The sequence below is a fragment of the Soonwooa purpurea genome (genome assembly GCF_053891095.1).
This window is the reverse complement of record NZ_JBSSMA010000001.1, coordinates 370,906-392,613: the sequence shown is the minus strand read 5'-3', so window position 1 is coordinate 392,613 and position 21,708 is coordinate 370,906. Positions and strand designations below refer to the sequence as shown.

The 21,708-nt window shown below is 35.2% G+C and carries 17 protein-coding genes; 6 read left to right on the top strand and 11 right to left on the bottom strand.

Annotated features, from left to right (window positions below; translation table 11 throughout):
- Window positions 1-200: 200 nt before the first annotated feature.
- Together ACVFVN_RS01700 and ACVFVN_RS01695 are read left to right on the top strand one after the other, a co-directional pair.
- The gene (locus tag ACVFVN_RS01700; protein ID WP_456233906.1) at window positions 201-1,694 is read left to right on the top strand and encodes a GEVED domain-containing protein; all 1,494 of its coding nucleotides are present in this window, start codon (window positions 201-203) and stop codon (window positions 1,692-1,694) included.
- A gap of 226 nt (window positions 1,695-1,920) precedes the next feature.
- Window positions 1,921-3,498, top strand: coding sequence for a T9SS type A sorting domain-containing protein (locus ACVFVN_RS01695; RefSeq protein ID WP_456233905.1), 1,578 nt, complete (start codon window positions 1,921-1,923; stop codon window positions 3,496-3,498).
- 640 nt (window positions 3,499-4,138) lie between these two features.
- Here ACVFVN_RS01695 and ACVFVN_RS01690 read toward each other — a convergent pair.
- Genes ACVFVN_RS01690 through ACVFVN_RS01675 form a run of 4 tightly spaced genes read right to left on the bottom strand, consistent with a single transcriptional unit; the run spans window position 4,139 to window position 10,383 of the window.
- Window positions 4,139-7,327, bottom strand: a complete 3,189-nt coding sequence (locus ACVFVN_RS01690; RefSeq protein WP_456233904.1) for an efflux RND transporter permease subunit — start codon at window positions 7,325-7,327, stop codon at window positions 4,139-4,141.
- 8 nt (window positions 7,328-7,335) lie between these two features.
- A complete protein-coding gene (locus tag ACVFVN_RS01685; RefSeq protein ID WP_456233903.1) occupies window positions 7,336-8,397 on the bottom strand; it encodes an efflux RND transporter periplasmic adaptor subunit in 1,062 nt (353 codons plus the stop codon).
- A 19-nt stretch (window positions 8,398-8,416) separates the two neighbouring features.
- Window positions 8,417-9,763: a TolC family protein gene (locus tag ACVFVN_RS01680; RefSeq protein WP_165133253.1), complete on the bottom strand. Its 1,347-nt coding sequence runs from the start codon at window positions 9,761-9,763 to the stop codon at window positions 8,417-8,419.
- Between the two features lie 23 nt (window positions 9,764-9,786).
- A complete protein-coding gene (locus tag ACVFVN_RS01675) occupies window positions 9,787-10,383 on the bottom strand; it encodes a TetR/AcrR family transcriptional regulator (RefSeq protein WP_165133251.1) in 597 nt (198 codons plus the stop codon).
- A 314-nt stretch (window positions 10,384-10,697) separates the two neighbouring features.
- Between ACVFVN_RS01675 and ACVFVN_RS01670 the strand changes: the two genes are divergently transcribed.
- The 4 genes from ACVFVN_RS01670 to ACVFVN_RS01655 all read left to right on the top strand — a co-directional run bounded on the left by ACVFVN_RS01670 (window position 10,698) and on the right by ACVFVN_RS01655 (window position 14,548).
- On the top strand, window positions 10,698-11,537 hold the full coding sequence (locus ACVFVN_RS01670) for an HNH endonuclease (RefSeq protein WP_456233902.1): 840 nt from the start codon (window positions 10,698-10,700) through the stop codon (window positions 11,535-11,537).
- 62 nt (window positions 11,538-11,599) lie between these two features.
- Window positions 11,600-12,805, top strand: coding sequence for an RsmB/NOP family class I SAM-dependent RNA methyltransferase (locus tag ACVFVN_RS01665; RefSeq protein WP_165133247.1), 1,206 nt, complete (start codon window positions 11,600-11,602; stop codon window positions 12,803-12,805).
- 92 nt (window positions 12,806-12,897) lie between these two features.
- Window positions 12,898-13,950, top strand: a complete 1,053-nt coding sequence (locus tag ACVFVN_RS01660; protein ID WP_456233901.1) for an NAD(P)/FAD-dependent oxidoreductase — start codon at window positions 12,898-12,900, stop codon at window positions 13,948-13,950.
- 265 nt (window positions 13,951-14,215) lie between these two features.
- Window positions 14,216-14,548, top strand: coding sequence for a 2Fe-2S iron-sulfur cluster-binding protein (locus tag ACVFVN_RS01655; protein ID WP_165133241.1), 333 nt, complete (start codon window positions 14,216-14,218; stop codon window positions 14,546-14,548).
- A gap of 17 nt (window positions 14,549-14,565) precedes the next feature.
- Here the strand turns inward: ACVFVN_RS01655 and ACVFVN_RS01650 are convergent, their stop codons facing one another.
- The 7 genes from ACVFVN_RS01650 to ACVFVN_RS01620 form a co-directional block, all read right to left on the bottom strand.
- Window positions 14,566-16,005 carry a M20/M25/M40 family metallo-hydrolase gene (locus ACVFVN_RS01650; protein ID WP_456233900.1) on the bottom strand — a complete coding sequence of 480 codons (1,440 nt, stop codon included), beginning with the start codon at window positions 16,003-16,005 and terminating at the stop codon, window positions 14,566-14,568.
- A 204-nt stretch (window positions 16,006-16,209) separates the two neighbouring features.
- Window positions 16,210-17,013 carry a sensor histidine kinase gene (locus ACVFVN_RS01645; protein ID WP_456233899.1) on the bottom strand — a complete coding sequence of 268 codons (804 nt, stop codon included), beginning with the start codon at window positions 17,011-17,013 and terminating at the stop codon, window positions 16,210-16,212.
- 581 nt (window positions 17,014-17,594) lie between these two features.
- Window positions 17,595-18,206, bottom strand: coding sequence for a hypothetical protein (locus tag ACVFVN_RS01640; RefSeq protein ID WP_456233898.1), 612 nt, complete (start codon window positions 18,204-18,206; stop codon window positions 17,595-17,597).
- A 14-nt stretch (window positions 18,207-18,220) separates the two neighbouring features.
- Window positions 18,221-18,853: a response regulator gene (locus ACVFVN_RS01635; protein WP_165133229.1), complete on the bottom strand. Its 633-nt coding sequence runs from the start codon at window positions 18,851-18,853 to the stop codon at window positions 18,221-18,223.
- Window positions 18,854-19,107: 254 nt separating this feature from the next.
- Window positions 19,108-20,733 (bottom strand): chaperonin GroEL, encoded by a 1,626-nt coding sequence (gene groL, locus ACVFVN_RS01630; RefSeq protein WP_456233897.1) that lies wholly within the window; start codon window positions 20,731-20,733, stop codon window positions 19,108-19,110.
- A gap of 69 nt (window positions 20,734-20,802) precedes the next feature.
- On the bottom strand, window positions 20,803-21,135 hold the full coding sequence (locus tag ACVFVN_RS01625) for a four helix bundle protein (protein ID WP_456233896.1): 333 nt from the start codon (window positions 21,133-21,135) through the stop codon (window positions 20,803-20,805).
- A gap of 47 nt (window positions 21,136-21,182) precedes the next feature.
- On the bottom strand, window positions 21,183-21,461 hold the full coding sequence (locus ACVFVN_RS01620; RefSeq protein WP_165133220.1) for a co-chaperone GroES: 279 nt from the start codon (window positions 21,459-21,461) through the stop codon (window positions 21,183-21,185).
- Between the last annotated feature and the right edge of the window lie 247 nt (window positions 21,462-21,708).

Below are 21,708 nucleotides of genomic sequence, written 5' to 3'. Positions count from 1 at the left end.
TATTTTTAAGATATATCAACTATATATTTCAAAGTATTAAGAATTTGATAATATTTAATATTTTTATAATTTTTATTAAAATGCCTGTTTATAGTGTTGTTATTGGGGTTTTATTATTTTTTATTTATTTATTGATTGTTAAAATTTGCAAAATGCTACTTATTGTCTATTTTTGGCGTTCATTAAACAATTTAATAATTATGAAGAAAATTTTATTTTCGGCATTGCTAGGATTAGGTTTTGTAGCAAATGCACAATTTAATTTTACCGGGACTTTTGAAGATGCGGCAGATGGTTACTATGCACAATTTGGTGGAGGAACTATTACTACTGCAGCTGCTTGTACAGGAACGTATGGAGGGCAGCTCGCAACAAGTGAATCAGTATCGCAAACGGGATGGATGGTTATGATGGAGGAAACAGGACAAATTACTAACGGTCAAAAAGTTGATCTTAAAATCAGTTACAAAAAGGCGGCTGGTGCTGTTGGGAGTTTGTATGTTGCTTACTTCGTTTATAATGAAGATTCTGATCAATGGAGTGTTGTACCTGTGGGAGCAGCAATTTCTTTGACTTCTGGGGCGACAACAACTTGTACAACTGCTACAAGAACAATTCCTGCAGGAACAATTATGCCAGGACAAATTGTTGGCTTTGGAGCGTTTTATGTGAGAACTTCGGGTAGTGGTAATATTTTTGTTGACGATATAGATATTAAACAAGAGGTAGTAACTAGCGTACCGACATGTACCACAATTACTGCGCCTACAGCTGGAGCTGAAGTTAATGCAGGAGGTTATGAAATGAAATGGAACGCAGTATCTGGAGCTACTAATTTTAAAATATCTATTGGAACAACTCCTGGAGGTAACGACGCATACAACCAAACTGTTGCAGGTTCTATAACTTCCCAGTATGTACCATTAGAAGTTAACAAGACATATTATGCTAAAATAGTTCCTTCGAATGCAGTTGGAGATGCAGTTGGATGTCAAGAGGTAACATTCACTACTAACTCTACTAAAGCTTATTGTGCTGCAGGTGCAACAAGTACACAATATGAAAAGATTTCTAAAGTAGTTTTTGCAGGTATTGATAATAGTTCTACATCAACGGCTGGTTATGAGGATTTTACTAATACGGCAGGCGTTCTTGGAACTGTTAATAGAGGAGCGGCTTACCCAATTTCTGTAACAATTAGTCAGTTTGATTCAGATAAAACGGCTGTGTGGATTGATTATAATAATGACGGTGTTTTCTCAGACAACGAAAAAACATCATTATCAAGTACAGCGACAGCTACAGGTAATATCACTATCCCAACTAACGCAGTTTTAGGTAATACACGTATGCGTGTAAGAATGAATTTTAGTGTAGAAGGACCAGCTTGTGGATCTACACAGTACGGGCAAGTTGAGGATTATACAATTTTAATAAAAGAACCAACGGCTGCAGTGTCTGATATCAACAAGTCTAATGTATCTGTATATCCTAATCCATTTAAAGATGTATTAAGAATTTCGGATGTTAAAGATGCTACATCTGTTATCGTTTCTGATCTTTCAGGAAGAACAGTAGCTGACATGAAGCCTGCAACAGAGCTTAACTTGTCAACACTTAACAAAGGCGTATATATTGTAACGATTAAATATGCAAACGGAGAAGTTAAATCAACTAAAGTGATTAAAGAATAACTTTTTATCCATATTAATGATAACACCATACAGAAATGTATGGTGTTTTTTTTTATCAAATAGTTCAATTAAAATGGATAAGATTGATATATTTTTTTATTTATACGATTGTGAAATCGGTACTTAAAAAAGATTAGTTTTAAGTTTATGGAACTATTTGTTTTTAAAATTTGCTTAAATAGAATTAAATATTTAGATTTGTTGAACTGAAAAATAAATTATTAATATGAAGAAAATTCTATTCCCTTGCCTTTTGGCATTAGGTATTGGGGCAAATGCTCAATACAATTTTACAGGAACTTTTGAAGATACAGAAGATGGTTACTATGGCCAATTCGGTGGTGGTACTGTAACAGGTGCAGCGGCTTGTGCTGGTAGTTTTGGTGGACAATTAGCTTTGTCGGCTTCACAAGCAAGTACGGGTTGGATGGTGCAGTTAGATGCTACAGGACAGATCAGTAACGGTATGGGCGCAACATTGAGCATTAAATACAAAAAAGCTGCAGGCCTAGTAGGAACAGCTCGTTTGGCTTATTTTGTTGAAGATCCAGATAGTGGTCTTTGGAATATCAACTATGTTGGGGATCCAATTACTTTAACGACAGATGCATTAACATCATGTACAACTGTAACAGCAACAATCCCTTCAGGTGTTTTAGCACCAGATGCTGTTAACGCAGTAGGAGTTTGGGTGCAAAGAACTTCAGGAACTGGAAACTTCTTTGTAGATGATATAAAAATTGTTCAAGAGGTAGCGACTACTGTACCTAACTGTACAACATTTATTTCACCAACTGCAGGATCTACAGTTTCTTCAGGAACTAATACTATCAAATGGAACGCAAGTACAAATACTGCAAGCTATAAAGTTACAGTAGGGACAACACCTGGTGGATCAAATATTTACAACGAGACTATTTCAGCTTCATCTACGTCTATTAACGTATCTTTGGCGGCTAATACAACATATTATGCTAAAGTAGTGCCTGTTAACCCAGTTGGAGAAGCTACAGGTTGTCAAGAAATTTCATTTATGACTAACGCAACAGTTGGTGTATGTGGACCATTAACAAGTAATCAACCAACGAATGTATTCCCGATTTCTTCGATGACTTTCTCTGGTATTACGAATACGTCTTCTGCTACACCAGGATCCGTTACACCATATGAAGATTTCAGAAATATTGTTATCCCTGTACCAACTTCAGCTACAACTTTACCTATCAAAGTACAAGGTGTAACGAATGGTAACGCAGCTAACGGATGGGCAACTACAGTATTTATCGACTGGAATAACGATGGTGACTTTAACGATGCTGGAGAATCTTACTTCAACACGATCGCAACAAAAGTACAAACTTCAGGTACGACCAATAACCCTGTTATATTAAATGGTAATATTGCAATCCCTGCAGGAGTAACACCTGGTTACAAAACAATGAGAGTTAAATATAACTTCATGTCAGGTGCTTCTACAACTATGCACCCGGCTCTAGCAACAGCTTGTAGCGAAATGGGTAATGGTCAGGCAGAAGATTATATGATTGCTTATGGTGAATTAGCAGTATCAGATGTTAACAAACTGAAAGCATCTGTATATCCTAACCCATTCAAAGATGTATTAAAACTTTCAGATGTTAAGAATGTATCTTCTATTATTGTTTCAGATATTTCAGGAAGAACAGTTAAAACTTTAGCAGCTGCTGAAGAATTACAATTAGGTGATCTTAAGAAGGGCGTTTATTTAGTAACTATTAAATCAAACGACGGTTCAGTATCCACTACAAAAGTAATTAAAGATTAATATTTAAATTAATTTTAATAAAATGAAGCCGATTTCTTTCGAAATCGGCTTTTTTTGTGTTTGTATATTATTAACATTATATATGCCTCATTTATAATATTCGATTGCTTATTACAAATATCCGCTATCAGTAATAATACTAGCTTTGTCGGAATGACAAAACCTAATGCTTTTAGACTTTAGAACAGCTTGTCTCAAGATTGCCATTTCGAATGAAACAAAGTGAAATGAGAAATCTAAATGATGGGTATTAGAGATTTAATTATGTTTAACCTATTGTACATTTTAACTCATTGTATTTGGTGAATATATGTAATGCCTTTGTTTATAATTATTTTCATTATGGTATTGAATAATTCTTGTCTTGCTTTGTGTTTAAATTATCGTAATGGAAAACAAAGTTTTGTTCAGTAAAGTCCTTTTAAAGATAAACAAAGACACTTTGTTTATATAAGTAATACTAAAAGAATGAAATACTACTGATTATCAGTGAATTTTTTTTGCTTCAAAATGCACAACGGCTTATGTTTAATCTTTGGTTTCATATTTAATTAAAAACTTCGCGACAGTTTCTCAATAAAAAATCCCACTGACAAAAGCCAGCGGGATCTAAGGTTAAAAATATAATTGATTAATAAATTTAATTGACATGTTTTGGTGTAAAACCATCATCACTCAGTTCTCTGTGTTCATAGTCGGCTTTCATTTCGGCTTCGTAATCGATTTTTTCTTCTTTTCCGAATCTTCTCAATAAAGAATCAAATAATGAATACACCACTGGTACGATAATCAAAGTAAGGAATAACGACGATGTTAAACCACCGATGATTACCCATGCAAGACCATTGTTCATCTCTGCACCTGCACCTTTTGCCAATGCAATAGGAATCATACCGAAGATCATCGCAATAGTCGTCATCAAAATCGGACGAAGACGTGCGTGGTTCGCTTGGATTAAGGCATCGTGTGTGTTAGCACCGGCTGCTTTTCTCATATTAGCAAAATCGACAATCATAATCGCGTTTTTTGCAACGAGACCAATCAACATAATCATACCCAACATGGTGAAGATATTCAAAGAATTTCCTGTTAGGGCAAGGATGACCATTACCCCAATTAACGCCAATGGAATTGAGAATAATACCACGAACGGATATACAAACGAGTCGTATAAAGAAACCATTACCAAGTATACCAAGATAATCGCTGCTAATAATGAAATCCCTAAAGTACCGAAACCTTCGGATTGGTTTTCCATATCTCCACCCCAAATGTAATCTACACCTGCAGGTTTTGTTTTCTCATTATCCATGAACATAGCAGCCCATTCATTAGCAACATCTCCCGAAGGACGACCTACTACTTTTGACTGAACTTTCACCGCTGGAGATTTGTCACGACGTTGTAACAAACTCGGTCCAGAACTCATTTCTACATCAGCAAATTGACTAAGTCTTACTTGTTCTCCTTTTGTATTAATGAAAATTAAATTTCTAACATCCTCAATAGATTTTCTACTTTCATCAGCAAATCTAATATTGATATCGTATTCGTATTCACCAGCACGGAATTTACCATCTGTATTACCATTGAAAGCTGTTTGCATCGCTTGCCCAACACTAGAAAGGTTAAGACCTAGCGAAGCCATTTTGTCACGATCCATGTTCACACGGATTTCAGGGTTACCTGTATCTGTAGAAAGTTCGGAACCAATAGCGCCAGGAACTTTTTTCAATAAAGCTAAAATTCTTTCCGCTTCTTTAGTTGCTGTTTCTACATCTGGAGCGGTTACCACCATTTCAATTGGCGCTCTTTCCGCACCCATAATACCCATTGGTGCCGTTTTAAATTCTACTCCTGTGAATTTCTCCTCAAGATCTCTTTTAATTTTTGCAGATAAGATATCTGTACTTTCGGATCTTTCAGACTTGTCGGTTAATATAACGTGAACTTCCGATTGATAGGCTGTAGATTGAGCGGCACCCATTCCTCCAGATTGTTGTCCAACAGTTGTAATCATGTTTACCACTTCTGGATATTCTCTCAAGAATCTTTCAACTTCCAAAGTGACTTGGTTGGTTTTTTCAATAGAAGCATCTTTCGGCAATTCCATTTGAACCAAGAATTCACCTTTATCCAATTTCGGGAAGAATTCACCACCGATAAATCCTAAACCTACTAAACTAAACGATGAAAATAATAGTAAGAATGTTACAATAACTGTAGTTACTCTTCTTAAAGTGGTTTTAAGACACCATTCCAAAATACCAGAAATCCAGTGTGTGAATACGTCCAATTGTTTTTCGAACCAAAGGATGAATTTTTGGAAAGCATTTTTACCTGTTAAATGTTCTAGCTTACCATATCTTGATGACAACCAAGGAATAATGGTAAATGAAGCCAATAAGGATAATAAAGTGGCAATAACTACTGTAACACAGAATTGCGCCAAGATGTTAGCTACCAAACCTGTACTCATCGCAATTGGTAAGAATACCACCACAATTACCAATGTAATTGCTGTTACTGTAAATCCAATTTCTGAAGCACCATCATAAGCGGCTCTAATTTTAGATTTACCCATCTCCATATGACGGTAAATGTTTTCTAATACCACAATCGCGTCATCTACCAAGATACCTACCACGAGCGAAAGTCCTAGTAACGACATCAAGTTTAGGGTGTAACCCATTAAGTTCATACCAATGAAAGCTGCAATTAACGACATCGGAATGGCTACCATTACGATAAATGCGTTACGGATAGAGTGTAAGAATAACAACATCACCACTGCTACCAAGATAATTGCCAAGAACAAGTCGAAAATAACGTGATCGGCTGCAGCTAATGTAAACTCTGTTGAGTCGTTTACAATATTTAGTTTAATACCTTGAGCTGCGTAGTTTTTTTCCACTTCCTGCATGGTTTTCTGAATACTCTCCGAAACCGCTACCGCATTGGCATCAGATTGTTTTTTAACCTGAATTAATATGGTTGAAAGTTGGTTGTAACGCGCCAATTTTTCTATATCCTGAGTTGTATCGAATACAGTTGCAATGTCTGACAAACGAACCTGAGCACCATTGTTATCCGCGATAACTAAGTTTCTCATTTCTTCAATAGACTTGTATTTACCCGCTAATCTAATGGTAGATTTTGACGTTCTTGTTTTAACATTACCCGTTGGAAAATCCAAATTGGAGGATAAAATAGCCTGCTGAACTTGTCCAATTGACAGTCCGTAGCCTTGCAATTTTTTCTCATCAATATTGACTTGAATTTCTCTTTCTTGTCCACCAACAAGGTCAATTTGTGCCACACCATTTACACGAGAAAAGGTAGGCTCAATTTTTTTATCTAAAAGATCGTAAAGTTCTTTCGAGTTTAGTTTTTCACTGGAGATACTCAATGTCATAATTGGCATATCGTCTAGCGAGAATTTGTTGAGTGAAGGCGCATCTGCATCATCTGGCAATTCAGAAAGGATGGCGTTTACTTTACGTTGAGCATCATTCAACGCGAAATCTACATCGGCACCAGGATTCAGCTGAACCATAATTACCGATAAACTTTCATAAGAAGAGGCTTCTACTTTTTTTACGTTTTCTAGGGAACCAACGGCGTCTTCAATTTTTCGGGTTACGGAAGTTTCCACCTCACTTGGTGAAGCTCCAGGATAAACCGTAGAAATGGTTACCATATTGGTTTCAAATTTTGGAATAAGCTCGTATCCCATCATGGAATAACTCAGCAATCCGCCCAAGGTTAGTAATGTAAAAAGTACAATTACTAAAGTTGGTCTTTTGATCGATATTTCTGCTAACTTCATGTTCTAACTTACTTTACAATATTGATTTTTGCACCTTCGTTTAGGTTAATTTGTCCGCTGGTAATTACTTGTTCGCCACCATTAAGACCTGAAAGAATTTGTACTTTATCACCGTACACTTTTCCGGTAGTTACTTTTACCATTTTAGCAACGCCATTGTTCACGATAAATAATTGTCCAGAACTTACTCCATTTACGAAAGCTTCAGCAGGCACAGTTAACATATTTTGAGTAGCGGCACCGTGGTTGGTTTTGAAGATAGCTGTAGCGTACATACCTGCTTTTAGCTGCCCATTATTTGCAACTTCGATTTCTACTGGGAAGTTAAGCGACGCATCACTTTTTGGTGCGATAAATGTAATTTTACCTGCGAAAGATTCTTCTGGTAAAACATTAACATTAATATTTACGATTTGCCCTAACTGAATTTTTCCAACCTGACTTTCGTCTACTAAAACAGAAAGTTTAAGGGTGTTAATATTTACGATTTCGAACATTGGTGTTCCTGGAGAAACTACAGCACCAGGCTCAATCATTCGTTTGTTAATTGTTCCGCTGATACCTGCACGGACTGTCGCATCGTTAACTCGCACGCCTTGTGCACGTACTGCAGCCTGTGCATTTTTAAGTTGTAGTCTAGAGTTGTCAACTTGTTGTTTTGTTACACCACCTGTTTTGTAAGCATTTTCGTAACGTTGATTATCAATAATAGCGTTTTGCAAATTGTTTTGCGCTTGTGTCATGTCTACTTCGATTGCATCTTTTTTGATGGTTGCAACCACTTGTCCAGCGCCAACTCTAGAACCTTCTTTTACCAAAACACTTACCACACGACCAGCAATTTCCGAAGAAAGATTAGTTTCAGCTTTAGGAATAAAAGTTCCGTTGGCAGAATAATCTGTATTAATGTCTGATCTAGATGCTGTTATAACATTTACATTAATTTTATCAACTTGTTTAGCAACTTCAGCTACTTTAGCCGTTTGTTCTTCTTTGTTGGTGGTAATTTTGTACACGAACAATCCTACAAGAACCGCTGCTACAATGATATATATAAGAGTTTTTTTCATTTTCTGAATCGTTTATTTATTATGGTTGTGTTAAGGTATTAAGTTCTCCTTTAGCTTTGATTAACTGAATTTCGGCTTGTTTGTAATCCAATAATGCATTAGCATAGTTTTGTCTCGCTTGTGTTAAAGCATTTTCTGAGTCCAAAAGCTCGGTTAGATTTGCCAAACCATATTGGTAATTAGACTGTGTATTTTTCTGAACTTTCTCAGCTAAGTCCACATTATCTTTCATGCTATTAAGGTTGATTAAAGCATTTTCGATATTAGTAACAGAGTTTTTGTAATCTAGATTTAAACTTTGTTTGGTATTTTCGATATCCTGTTCTACATCCTGAATGTCGATTTCAGCTTGCTGTATTCTGGCTTTCGTAGCTCCACCTGTGAAGATGGGGATGTTGACATTAAGCCCAACAGATGCAAAGTCGCTCCAGTTAACACCGTTTGATGTACCATTGGTCAATGGAAATTTTGTTCCCATACCATACCAGCCATATTGACCTTGTAGTCCTACCGTTGGGTAAAGTGCCGCTTGTGTCGCTTTTTTATTATATTGTAATAACTCTTTTTGTTTTTCCAAAACTTTAACTTCAGAACGATTATCCATATTGGCTAATGTTTCTATAAGTTCGGGCTTTGGCTCAATTGATTTTTCTTCTAAAACAATAGCGGTTTCCATGGGAACTCCCATGTAGAATTTAAGTGCGTTTTTTGATAATTCAACGCCATTAATTACTCTTTGCTTGTTAGAAGCGATGTTGGTTAACTGTACATTGGTTCTGTCCAGGTCGATCTGTTTTGCCAGACCATTATCAACAAGACTTTTTATAATGTTTCGTACCTTTTCTGTGTTGTTGTAGCTGGCTTCTAGAGTTCTAAGATTTTCTTCTTGAATAAAGACGTTGTAGTATGCGGTAGCCACATTGGCAATAATCTGCTCATTCGTCAACTGGGCATTAAGAACATAAAATTCTCTAGTTGATTTTGCTGCTTTTAGACCAATAAAAACTTTTTGGTCAAACAGCGCTTGGTTAACAGTTGCTGCGATGTTGGAAGTCCAGGGTTGTCCCATTTTAACAACCAAAGTTTGGTCGCCCATCTGTAAAACAGACTGTTGGATGACTGGGTTGTAGGTGAGGTTTCCGCCAACTTTCACTTGTGGAAGTGCGCCCGCTCTCGCTTCGTCGATTTTGTACTCTGCTTTTTGCACTTGCAAAGCAGCTTTCTTGGCTTCGGCTTTGTTTTGTAAAGCTTTCTGAATGGCTTCCGATAAGGAAACCGACTCTTGTGCAATCCCAGAAAACATACCGAACACTAATAGCGCGCCAGATAATATGGCTTTCGCTTTGTAATTAGTGTAATGTTTCATAATATATAAATTCTACGTTTTTCTTAATTTAAAAATAAAGTATTGAGGATGATTTCTTTTCGCTCTTTTAGAAGATTGTCGAACGCCTCATCATCTAACTTCATGGTTTCCTTTAGCAAAGGACGCATGCAAGTAGGAAAAGAAACTAAAGATGCTAAATTGAGTAAGAATTGTTGCACCGAAATTGGTTTAACATTCCCAATTTTTATTTCGTTCTCCAACTCATCGCCTAATTTTAACATGATCTCGTCATAGTTTTCCGGCTTGTTGTAGACACAACCTTGGTTCATTTGTGTTACAATATAGATTTCCAAATATGGATACTGCATCGCTTTGTTCATAGAATCTTCGATGAAAAAACTTAATTTTTCTTTGAAAGTCATCTCAGAGTTAAGAATAAATTCTGATTTTTCCTTCTCCTTTTTAAGGGCTTCTTCAAAAACTGAATTAAACAAATTGTCTCTTGAACGGAAATAATAATTGATTAAAGTACGGTTAACACCTGCAGCATCAGCTATTTCTTGCGTTGTAGCATTGAATTTTCCTTCACCAAAAAATAATTTTTTAGCGGTTCTTCGGATTATTGCTTCGGTGTCATCCTTTTTGATTTCTTGACTCATTTCTAGGTTTTAACAAAAAAGTTTGACAAAATTATTAAATTATTATATTTAACAAAAATGTCAAAACGTAATTAACAATAAATTAACAGTAAATGCTGTTTTGGTAAAAAAATCTCACCAATACCTTCTGCGTTAATTTTTTGTTTAGCTTGATTAGTAGATTGTCTTAGCCTAAGTTGTTAGGCATCAATTTTATTAAATACCATGCCAAGACCGAATGAATTCTATAAAATATGTTAATAAATCATGTTTTTAAGTCTCTATTTGGACTTTATCTAATCTGAATTCCTATTTTTGTTCAAAATGTAATTAATGTGGAGAGAACTAATGTAATTTGGAAAGTATATCCCAACGATGAATCTCAGGATGAGAATACAAAACTCGAATTTTCTGTTTATGGAGAAGTCAAATCTTATAGTGTAAATTGTCCCCAAGGCAGAATTATAAATGGCGGCTTACAAGAAGGCTATCCAATTATCCGTTTCAAAAGATTGGCAGAAATGGATGAAGTTTCTGCTGCAGCTTTATCTGATTTTCAAAAAGAAGTCGATGAGCTTCGTGCAGAAATTAAAGTTTTGAATGCTTCACTAAAGAAAAAATCCACCACTTACGATGAAAGTCGAAAAATTGAGAGAAAACTATTTTCTAAAAAAGAAGCTTTAGATAAATTGTTAAAAAAACTTTCCAAAGAACGCGCAAAGATTAATAAGAAACGCGCCAAATATTTTCATGTTTTGGTGCACAAAGCTGTTGCCGAATTGTTTGTGGAAAATGATCAACCAGAAACTAAGAAATTTGTTATTCATAAAAATTTTGATAAAAAAGACAATAGAGCAGAAAATCTCGCTTGGGCTACAAAAGAAGAAGTTGTGGAACATGGCTTGAAAAGCCCGAAATGGATAGAACATAATCTCAAATTAGAACGTAAAGAAAAAAAACATAGAGATCATGCCAAGTTATCGTACAGCGATGTTGTTTTCATCAAAATGAAATTGCAAAAAGGCGAGCCTATGGCAAGATTGGCGAGAAGATTTGGCGTTTCTGATATGCAAATACACCGCATCAAAACGGGAGAAAATTGGAGTGATGTGGAAGTGAGCCTTTTGCCCAAAAATCAAACCAAGCAAAACGAAATATCCAAAGTTCAGAATTAATTTCTGAACTTTTTTATTTTTCGTAAATTTGCACACTTCTTTATTATTAGAAGCTTTACTTTATGGAATTAATACATCGCAATCTTCTTATCGGCATCCACGACGCTTTACAAGAAACATTTTTTCAGGAGAAAAAATATGCTGATAAAGTTATCGAAAGACTTTTGAAAGCCAATAGAAAATGGGGAAGCCAGGACAGACAAGTTGTATCGGAGATTTTCTACAACATTATCCGTTGGAAAAAACGCCTCGAATATTATATGGGAGAAGGTGTTAAACCGAATAATGTTTACAAACTAATCCTAGCTTATCTGCTTTGGAGCAAAACCCATTATAAGAAGTTTGAAGAATTTGACGGTGTAAAAATTGCAGATATTTTAACCAAACTTAAAAAAGGTTATTTGCCGACAAAAGCAATAGAATATTCGATTCCAGATTGGTTAGCAGAAACTTTGGAGAAAGAGTTGGGACCAAAATGGGAAAAAGAAATGCTGGCACTTAACGAACAAGCGCCAACTGTTTTGCGTGCCAATACGTTGAAAACAACACCTAAAGAATTGGTTGCCGATCTTAAAGACGAACAGGTCGAAGCATTCACCATCAATGGTTATCCAGATGCTGTACAGTTGGAGGAGAAGAAAAATGTATTTTTAACATCTGCTTTTAAAGATGGCTTGTTCGAAGTTCAGGATGCTTCATCGCAGTTAATTGGTGAGTTATTGGGCGTTAAAGAAGGTATGCGCGTCGTCGATGCTTGTGCTGGCGCAGGAGGGAAAACGCTGCATTTAGCCGCTTTGATGAAGAATAAAGGCCAAATTATTGCGCTTGATATTTTCGAATGGAAGTTGGCAGAGCTTAAGCGTCGTGCAAAACGTGCTGGTGCGCATAATATTGAACCTCGTTTTATTTCGGATTCTAAAGTTATCAAAAGATTGCACGATAAAGCGGATCGTCTGTTAATTGATGCGCCATGTTCTGGACTTGGGGTTTTGAAAAGAAATCCAGATTCCAAATGGAAAATTGACCAAGATTTTATCGATAGAATCAAAGGTGAGCAAGAACAAATTCTTCAAGATTATTCTAAAATGATAAAAGTAGGAGGACAGTTAATCTATGCGACCTGTTCTATTTTGCCATCAGAAAATAATCTTCAGGTTGAAAAATTCTTGACAAAAAATCCGAATTATTCTTTGGTAAAAGAAGAAAAGATAATGCCGAGCCAAGGTTATGATGGCTTTTATATGGCTCTTATTCAGCGTAATAATTAATTAAAATTAAATAAAACTAATCAATATCATTATTGACTATCAAGCTAAATGTACTTGAAATGTTTAGCTTTGCATACAGAAATTTTTATACAATGTTCGAAACAGATATCATTATTATAGGCGCAGGTCCAACAGGATTATTTGCGGTATTCGAAGCAGGATTATTAAAGTTAAGATGTCATCTTATTGATGCTTTGCCACAACCTGGCGGACAATTAACGGAACTTTATCCCAAAAAACCAATCTTCGACATTCCTGGTTTTCCTAGTGTAGATGCTGGCGTTCTTGTTGATAATTTGATGGAACAAATCAAACAATTCGAGCCCCAGTTTTCTTTGTCAGAAAAAGCAATGACTTATGAGAAGACGGAAGAAGGCGATTTTATTGTAACAACCAATCGAGGAACCAAGATCAAAGGTAAAGCAATTGCTATTGCTGGAGGACTTGGAAGTTTCGATCCTCGTAAACCTGAGTTGGAAAATCTTGATAAATTTGAAGAAAATGGCGTTGAATATTTCGTGAGAAATCCAGAAATGTTCCGCGACCAAAAAGTCGTTATCGCAGGAGGAGGAGATTCTGCATTGGACTGGTCGATCTTCTTGGCAGATGTTGCTTCGGATGTTACTTTAATTCACAGAAGAAACGAATTCCGTGGTGCTTTAGATTCTGTTGAAAAAGTATCAGCACTTAAAAAAGCAGGAAAAATTAATCTTATAACTCCAGCCGAAGTCACAGGATTGCTAGGTGAGGAGAAGTTAACCGCTATTGAAGTTACTAAAGATGGTGAAACATCCGTTATTGAAACCGATTATTTAATTCCATTGTTCGGGTTAACGCCGAAGTTGGGACCTTTAGGAAGTTGGGGCTTAGACATTGAAAAAAATGCAATTAAAGTTAACAACGCATTGGATTACCAAACCAATATTGATGGTATCTACGCCATCGGCGATATCAATACCTATCCTGGGAAATTGAAGTTGATTCTTTGTGGTTTCCACGAGGCGACCTTGATGTGTCAAAGTGTTTATAACAGACTTAATCCAGGTAAGAAGTTTGTTCTTAAGTATACGACAGTATCAGGAATTGATGGTTTTGATGGAACAAGAAAAGAAGCTGAAAAAGCCGTTGTGAAATCAATAGATTAATCAGTTTTTAAAATATATACATAAAGCCTAAGTTTTTGACTTAGGCTTTTTTTAGTGATAAATTTAAATAATAAAACTGTGAAATATGATTTAAGAATTCATGGTTATTCTAACTGAGGACTATAAAAATATGTTGTCAAACATTTTCTTACATCAAATTTAAGTTATATTAAATGATAAAATATACCGAGTTCTAGGTATTTTTATTCTCAATCGAAATTTTCTTTACCACTAATATTTATTAAATTTGTAAAAAGATTAAAAAATGTCTGATGTAAATATTACAATCATAGATAGAGAAGGCGTTTCTCATGATGTTGCAGCACCAACCGATATGGCGATGAGTCTTATGGAGGTTATTCGCGCGTACGAGTTGGTTCCAGAAGGAACAATCGGTATCTGTGGTGGCCTAGCAATGTGCGCATCTTGCCAATGTTATGTGTTAAGCGAAAACCTTGCTTTACCAGAAATGCAAGTGGACGAAGAAGCGATGCTGGATGAAGCTTACAATGTAAAACCAAATAGCCGTCTTAGTTGCCAAATTCCCGCAACGGATGAACTAGAAGGTCTTGTGATAGAATTAGCCCCAGAAAGTTAACTTTCTGGGACTTTTTTTTATTGATTAATAAATTTTGTAGTACTTATTTTTCCATTATTATCTTCGATAACACAGAGATAATAGGCTTCTTTTAAATGTTCTAAAGAAATAAAATCTGATTTTGGATTAACAACCTCTTTTACAATTTTCCCAGAAGCATCTATTATTTTAATAGATGTAATGTTGGTTTTAAAATTGATAAGTTTTAAAATTTTCTTATCAACAACAACTTTAAAATCATTAGTTTTAGTAGTTTGTACAGCCATATAGGCTTGGCTGGATTTTGCCGCTTCTATTAAAAATTCTAAACCTAATTTTGCGAATTTTGCAGCATGTGTTGCTGTGCTTCCGCTAACAGAAATTAGATCTTGCGAAGAATGGATGTACGGATTAGAGTCATCAAAACTCGCTTCAAAAGGGAACGCGGCATTGTAGCCTTTTTGTGCCCAGCTAAAATGGTCCGAGCAACCATAGTTACAAATCGTATTGCCATAAGTGAATGTATGTGCACCCGTTTTGTTATAATGTTCCATCAACTCTACTAAAAACAAATTGAGATCATTGCTATTATAAGAATCGGTTGTTAAATACACGTCTTTTGCCGATCCTTTATAATTGGTCATGTCGAATTGCACATACGCCAACACGTCTTTGTTTTCAGAAGCATATTTTTGTGCAATATCTTTTGATCCCACCAATCCAACTTCTTCAGCAGAATAAGCCATGATTTCAATCGTTCTTTGAGGTTTGAAATTAATGTCAAGTAATACGCGCAACATTTCAGTAATACTGGCTATTCCAGAAGCATTATCGTCTGCGCCAGGCGCTTGTCCAGAAAAAGAAATCGAATCCAAATGTCCACCAATAATAACCGATTGGTTAGGCGTTGTGGCGCCGTTAATTTTCAAAATTACAGAAGGCATTGGTGTTGCATTGTGGTTAAAGATGGAAACGCTAATGTCTGTGCGTCCAGAAGCGGTTATCATATTTTCCCATTTTGTCTTTAGGTCAAGTGCCGCCTGTTTCCCTTTGGGATTATCGTGACGACGTGTGCCATAAGCCTGCAAAGTCATGATATGATTTTTAATATTCTCGGCATTTACTTTAGAAATACTATGATTAACCCAATCATTTTCAGTTATTGTAAGATTAAGAAGCTTTTGGTTGTTATCTGTTTTTTTTGATAAAACGTCCGAGGCTGTTTCTGCATCTTGTTGATAAACATAACCAGGACCATGTGTCAGAATATTTTTGTGAAGATGTTGCGCGGCTTTTTCGGTTAAGAAAACGGCCGATTGATTGTCGGTTGTCTTTAAAATTTCAACTTCGCAGGGAAATAGTTTTTGAAGTTCAATAGCACTTTTTCCGTCCATTGTTGCATGGAAAGCCTGACTTTCTTGTGCTACAACAGCATTCGAAAAAAAGAATGCTGCTAATAATGGTAAACATTTTTTCATTTTAATAGTAAGTTTAGGTTTTGTAAATATAAAATTTAATTAAAAGCAATTCATATTTAAGCTTATTTAAATATTTACACACGAAGTTGTCAAGTGTTAATTTAAGTTGATGTGCCCAACTTAAGTTATAATGTAAGCATGGTAGAATTTATATATAAGCAGGAATGTAAGAAAAACCAAAGGCTTTAGAAGTTCTAGCCTTTATTATTCGTAGTCTAGTTTTATGCTGATATTAATTTTGGTGCCTTTGGACTCTTTACAGATTTCAAAATCACCGCCGATACTTTCTGCTCGAGATTTCATGGTTGTTAGTCCGTAGCCATCCACGCGTTCTTGCTGTATGCCGATTCCATTGTCTTGAATTGTAATTGCAATGTCATTTTGATTTTCTTTAACATCAAAACTAACATGGGTTGCCTGGCTGTGTTTTACGATATTGTGGCACGCTTCTTTTATAATTAATAACACATTGCGACGTATCTCGGCACTCACTATTTTGTCTGGATTTTCAATGTTTTGGGAATATGAAAACTGAATATCTGTTTTGGATAAATAACTGTCCACATAGTTTTGGCAATAGTCAATCATACGGCGCAGATTATCGTTTGAAGAATTAAGAGACCATAATATTTCCCGCATAGAAAGATTAATCTCTTCAGAAATCCGGATAAGTTCATCGATTTCTGTTTTGCTAATACTTTTGTTATCGATGTTGTGTTTGAGGATTTCGGATTGCAATTTAATGGCAGAAAGTCCCGCGCCTATATCATCATGCATGTCATGCGAAATCCTTTCTCTTTCGGATTGTAAGGATTTTTGTTTTTCTATTTCTTTTTGGAGAATAAGGTTTTTATGTTCAATATCTTTAATTTGGTTTTCTTTGATATGATTGATTTGGTTCTTGTTATAAAGTAAAACGACGAAGATGAGAAAGCCAATAAAAAGCAGCAAAAGCACGACAGCAAATGCAAAAGTTAATTTTACTTCATAAGGAACTGCTAGAATCATGCTTTACAAGTTGTTGCTTTTAAAAATAAAAGATAAGATATAATTACGGCATAATGAAAACTTTTATTGATCGCCATTAAAAAATCTTTATCAACGACATCAAAAATATTGACAGGAACCATCCGGAATATAAAGACGATTCCGAAAAAAAGAAGACTGGTTGACACCCAAAATTTTTGTTTTTTAAAAATAGGAATCAGATCTGTATGTTGCAGTTGTAGAAAAAACCATCGTAAGCTTAGAAAAATATAGACAAAGCTCATATTAACGCTTAGTATGATTTGATAATTGACATCTTTTTTATAGTAGAGTGTACTTGTGATAAGTGTTCCTATCGCGAGTATCCAACTTATTATTTTGTTTTTTTCTTCTGAACTAAAATAATAAATAAAGAATAATATATAAATAGGCATTGTAAGGACATATATCATGTAAGGTAAAATCTTTAATATATTGAGTATCTCACATGTAAAAACCGAAGCAAAATAAAGCCATAGAAAATTATGTTTTGCTTCTTTGTTGATAATAGAAGAAGCAAAACATAATACAACAATAGCTAAATAAATATATAGTACAATCATTTAGAAACACTGACCAGGCGGACATAATTGCATGAAATCGTAATAGACTACTTTTGTAGGAGAAGCCGCTTTGGGTTCAAAATGCATTACAAAAGTCAATTTGTGTAATCTATCTCTATCAGTTGTATTGCTGTCAATAGCCATTTGCAAAATTATTCCTGTATATTTTTGAGGATCAAAGGCGTCAAAATTATTTTCATAAGTTATGGTGATTTGTCGCGTGTTCTCGTGCGTTGTGCCGTCGTCAAACATTCTTGTGATGTAGTTATCAAACTTCGGTCTTAATCCTTTGCTAGCATTGTTGAAGTTATTTCGCATCGCATCGGTTACAGTACTGTCAACTTCTGCTGCAACATGGGGATCGATTAGTAATTTGGTTTTTGTATTTTCATCAATAAAAAGTAGATTGAGTTCTTTGTCAACTTGTGCAAATCGTAAAACCAAATCTTTTCTTTGGCTAATTAAACCTTGTAATAAAGTATAACTTATTTTAAAAGTTTTGCCAATAAGAATGTCCCCACCAAAAGCATCTTCGAAATTTTTCATCATTTCAAAGGCTTTATCCTGAGGAATCGGTCCTGATATGTTTGGTGGTTCTTGATCCTGATTCATGGTTTGTTATGTTTTTAATATTTGTTATAATTCAGTTTATTAAGTGCTTCAACTTTGTTGTTGACATTTAGTTTACGATAGATACTGGCAACGTGTTTTTTTACGGTTTCAGGAGAAATACCTTTGTTAGCGGCAATTTCTTTGTACTGAAGCCCTTCTGCCAAGCCATTGAGAGTGTATTTTTCGGTAGGTGTTAATTCGTCTACCAATTGTTGATCTTGTTCCTGATGTTGAAAATGGAGCAATACTTTTTTGGCAATATTGTTACTCATAGGACTGCCGCCATTGTATGCCGTAATAATAGCTTGGGTTATATTTTCTAAACTTTCGCCTTTTATTAAATAACCAACAGCGCCAGAACGAAGCGCGTCAAAAACCTTTTCGTCGTCTTCATAATTGGTACAAATGATAAATTGTATTTTGGAATCTTGAATTTTTAAATCCCTAATAATGTCGGTCCCCCAAGAATCATAGAGTTGAAGATCCATGAGTACGATTTCAGGCTTGAGTGTTACCAAATTATCCAAAGCTGCTTTGCCCGAAAAAAACTGCCCGACACAACACATTTGCTCATTATAATTAATGAGCTTTTTAAGCGTGTTGTTATAGTTCTTATCGTCTTCGACAATAGCAACTTGAATTTTCATGGTTATTAGTTTATACAAAAATTATAAAAAATTATGACATATAAAATACCGAATTTGGGGTATGTAATTATTTTATAAAGTTAAGAATATTTATAAATAATTTGTTAACTAAGTTTGAATATGTTATGATTTTTTTAAATGTAAGCTTTAGTTGTTGTTGAAATTGTATTTTGTTTTACTTGCTTTTGAATTAGGAATAATAAAAAAACCGTTCAGAATTTCTGAACGGTTTTTATTTTGAGTGTCAAAGATGCTTACATCATTCCTGGCATACCACCCATTGGAGGCATTGCTGGATCATCTTTTTTTACTTCTGTAATTACGCATTCCGTAGTTAAAAGCATTCCAGAAACTGAAGCTGCATTTTCTAGAGCAACTCTTGTTACTTTAGTTGGGTCTATAATACCTGCTTCAAGCATGTTTACATAATCACCAGTTTTAGCATTGTATCCGAAATCTCCAGAACCATCAGCAACTTTAGCAACAACTACAGAACCTTCTTCACCTGCATTGCTTACAATTTGTCTTAATGGCTCTTCAATAGCTCTTTTTACGATTTTCATACCTGTAGTTTCGTCAGCATTTTCACCAGTAAGGTTTGTTAATGCAGAAATCGCTCTTACTAAAGCAACACCACCACCAGCTACGATACCTTCTTCCACAGCTGCTCTTGTAGCGTGTAAAGCGTCATCTACTCTGTCTTTTTTCTCTTTCATTTCCACTTCAGAAGCAGCACCTACGTAAAGTACAGCCACACCACCAGCTAGTTTAGCCAATCTTTCCTGAAGTTTTTCTTTATCATAATCAGATGTAGAAGACTCTATTTGAGCTTTAATTTGAGAAACTCTTCCTTTAATTTGAGCTTCGTCACCAGCACCGTTTACAATAGTTGTATTGTCTTTATCGATAACTACTTTTTCAGCAGTTCCTAGCATGTCTAAAGTAAGGTTTTCCATAGTAATTCCTCTTTCTTCAGAAACTACTTGTCCACCAGTTAAAATTGCGATATCTTCTAACATTGCTTTTCTTCTGTCACCAAATCCAGGTGCTTTTACAGCAGCAATTTTAAGAGAACCTCTAAGTTTATTTACCACTAAAGTAGCCAAAGCTTCACCTTCAACTTCTTCAGAGATGATTAATAATGATTTTCCACCTTGTGCAACTGGCTCAAGAACTGGTAATAATTCCTTCATTGAAGAGATTTTTTTCTCTACTAAAAGGATATAAGGATTGTCTAACTCAGCGATCATTTTCTCTGGGTTAGTAACGAAGTATGGAGATTGGTAACCTCTATCGAATTGCATACCTTCAACAACATCTACTGTTGTATCGATGCCTTTAGCTTCTTCAACAGTGATAACTCCTTCTTTACCTACTTTTCCGAAAGCTTCAGCTATTAGAGAGCCAATTGTTTCATCATTATTAGCTGAAACAGAAGCCACTTGTTTAATTTTTTCTGAAGAATCTCCAACCGCTTGAGATTGAGATTTTAAGTTTTCAACAACAGCCGTTACTGCTTTGTCGATACCTCTTTTCAAATCCATTGGGTTAGCGCCTGCAGCTACGTTTTTAAGACCTTCTCTTACGATAGCCTGAGCCAAAACTGTAGCCGTTGTAGTACCGTCACCCGCGATGTCATTGGTTTTAGAAGCTACTTCTTTCACCATTTGAGCACCCATATTTTCTACTCTGTCTTCTAGCTCAATTTCTTTTGCTACAGAAACCCCGTCTTTAGTTACGTGTGGAGCACCGAAAGCTTTTTCAATAACTACGTTTCTACCTTTTGGTCCTAAAGTTACTTTTACTGCATTAGCCAATGCATCAACCCCTCTTTTTAGAGCGTCTCTTGATTCAATATCGAATTTTATTTCTTTTGCCATAATTTTTATGCGTTAAGCATTAAGCGATAAGCTTTCGGCTATATTCTTAATGCGAGTTTAATTTTTCTTTTAATTTATATAATTTTCTTTTGAAATGATTTGATTTTCTAAAAGATTTGAAGTTGTTGAATTATCAATTAAGTCTAAATCTTTTGAAAGAATAATTAAATATTCAGTTTCAGAAGTTGAACCTAAAGCAATGTTTAGGAAATGATTAAATTCTTTATCTGAATTTCGTCCACAACCTTCACTTATATTTGTTGGAATTGAAGCACTAGCTCTTCGTAATTGAGATGTAAGATTATATAATTCTTCTTTGGGAAAGTCATTGGTGATTTTGTAAATTTCTAAAACAAACTCATGACTTAGTTGCCAAACATCATATTTTCTAAAATCTCTCATTGCTCATTGCTTATAGCTTAATGCCTATTGCCTATTGTCTATAGCAATTACCCAATAATTCCTAAAAGGTCAGCTTCTCTAACGATTAAGAAATCTTTGCCATCTAATTTTAATTCTTGACCAGAATATTTTCCATAAAGTACTTTGTCTCCAACTTTTACCGTCATAGGTTCGTCTTTTTTTCCAGCTCCAACAGCAACTACTGTACCTTCTTGTGGTTTTTCTTTAGCTGTGTCTGGGATAATGATTCCTGAAGCAGTCTTAGTTTCTGCAGCGATAGGCTCAACAAGAACTCTATCTGAAAGTGGTTTGAAATTAACTGACATAATTATATTTATTTTTTAATTTTTATCTATTCTCTTATTCTCCAAGAATGTGCCATCTTGGTTCTTGGAGCTTTGTCTAGGGTTCTTGGATAAATATTGGCAGAAGAAAAATAAAAATGTGAAATTTTGGCAGAAAAAGAATAATGAGGGAAGCTGTTTTTATCTAATTTTCACGAATTAATTCGGATTTTATAGTGGGGCAAATGGGTTTGACATGGGGAAAGCTATTGATAATAAAATTGTTATT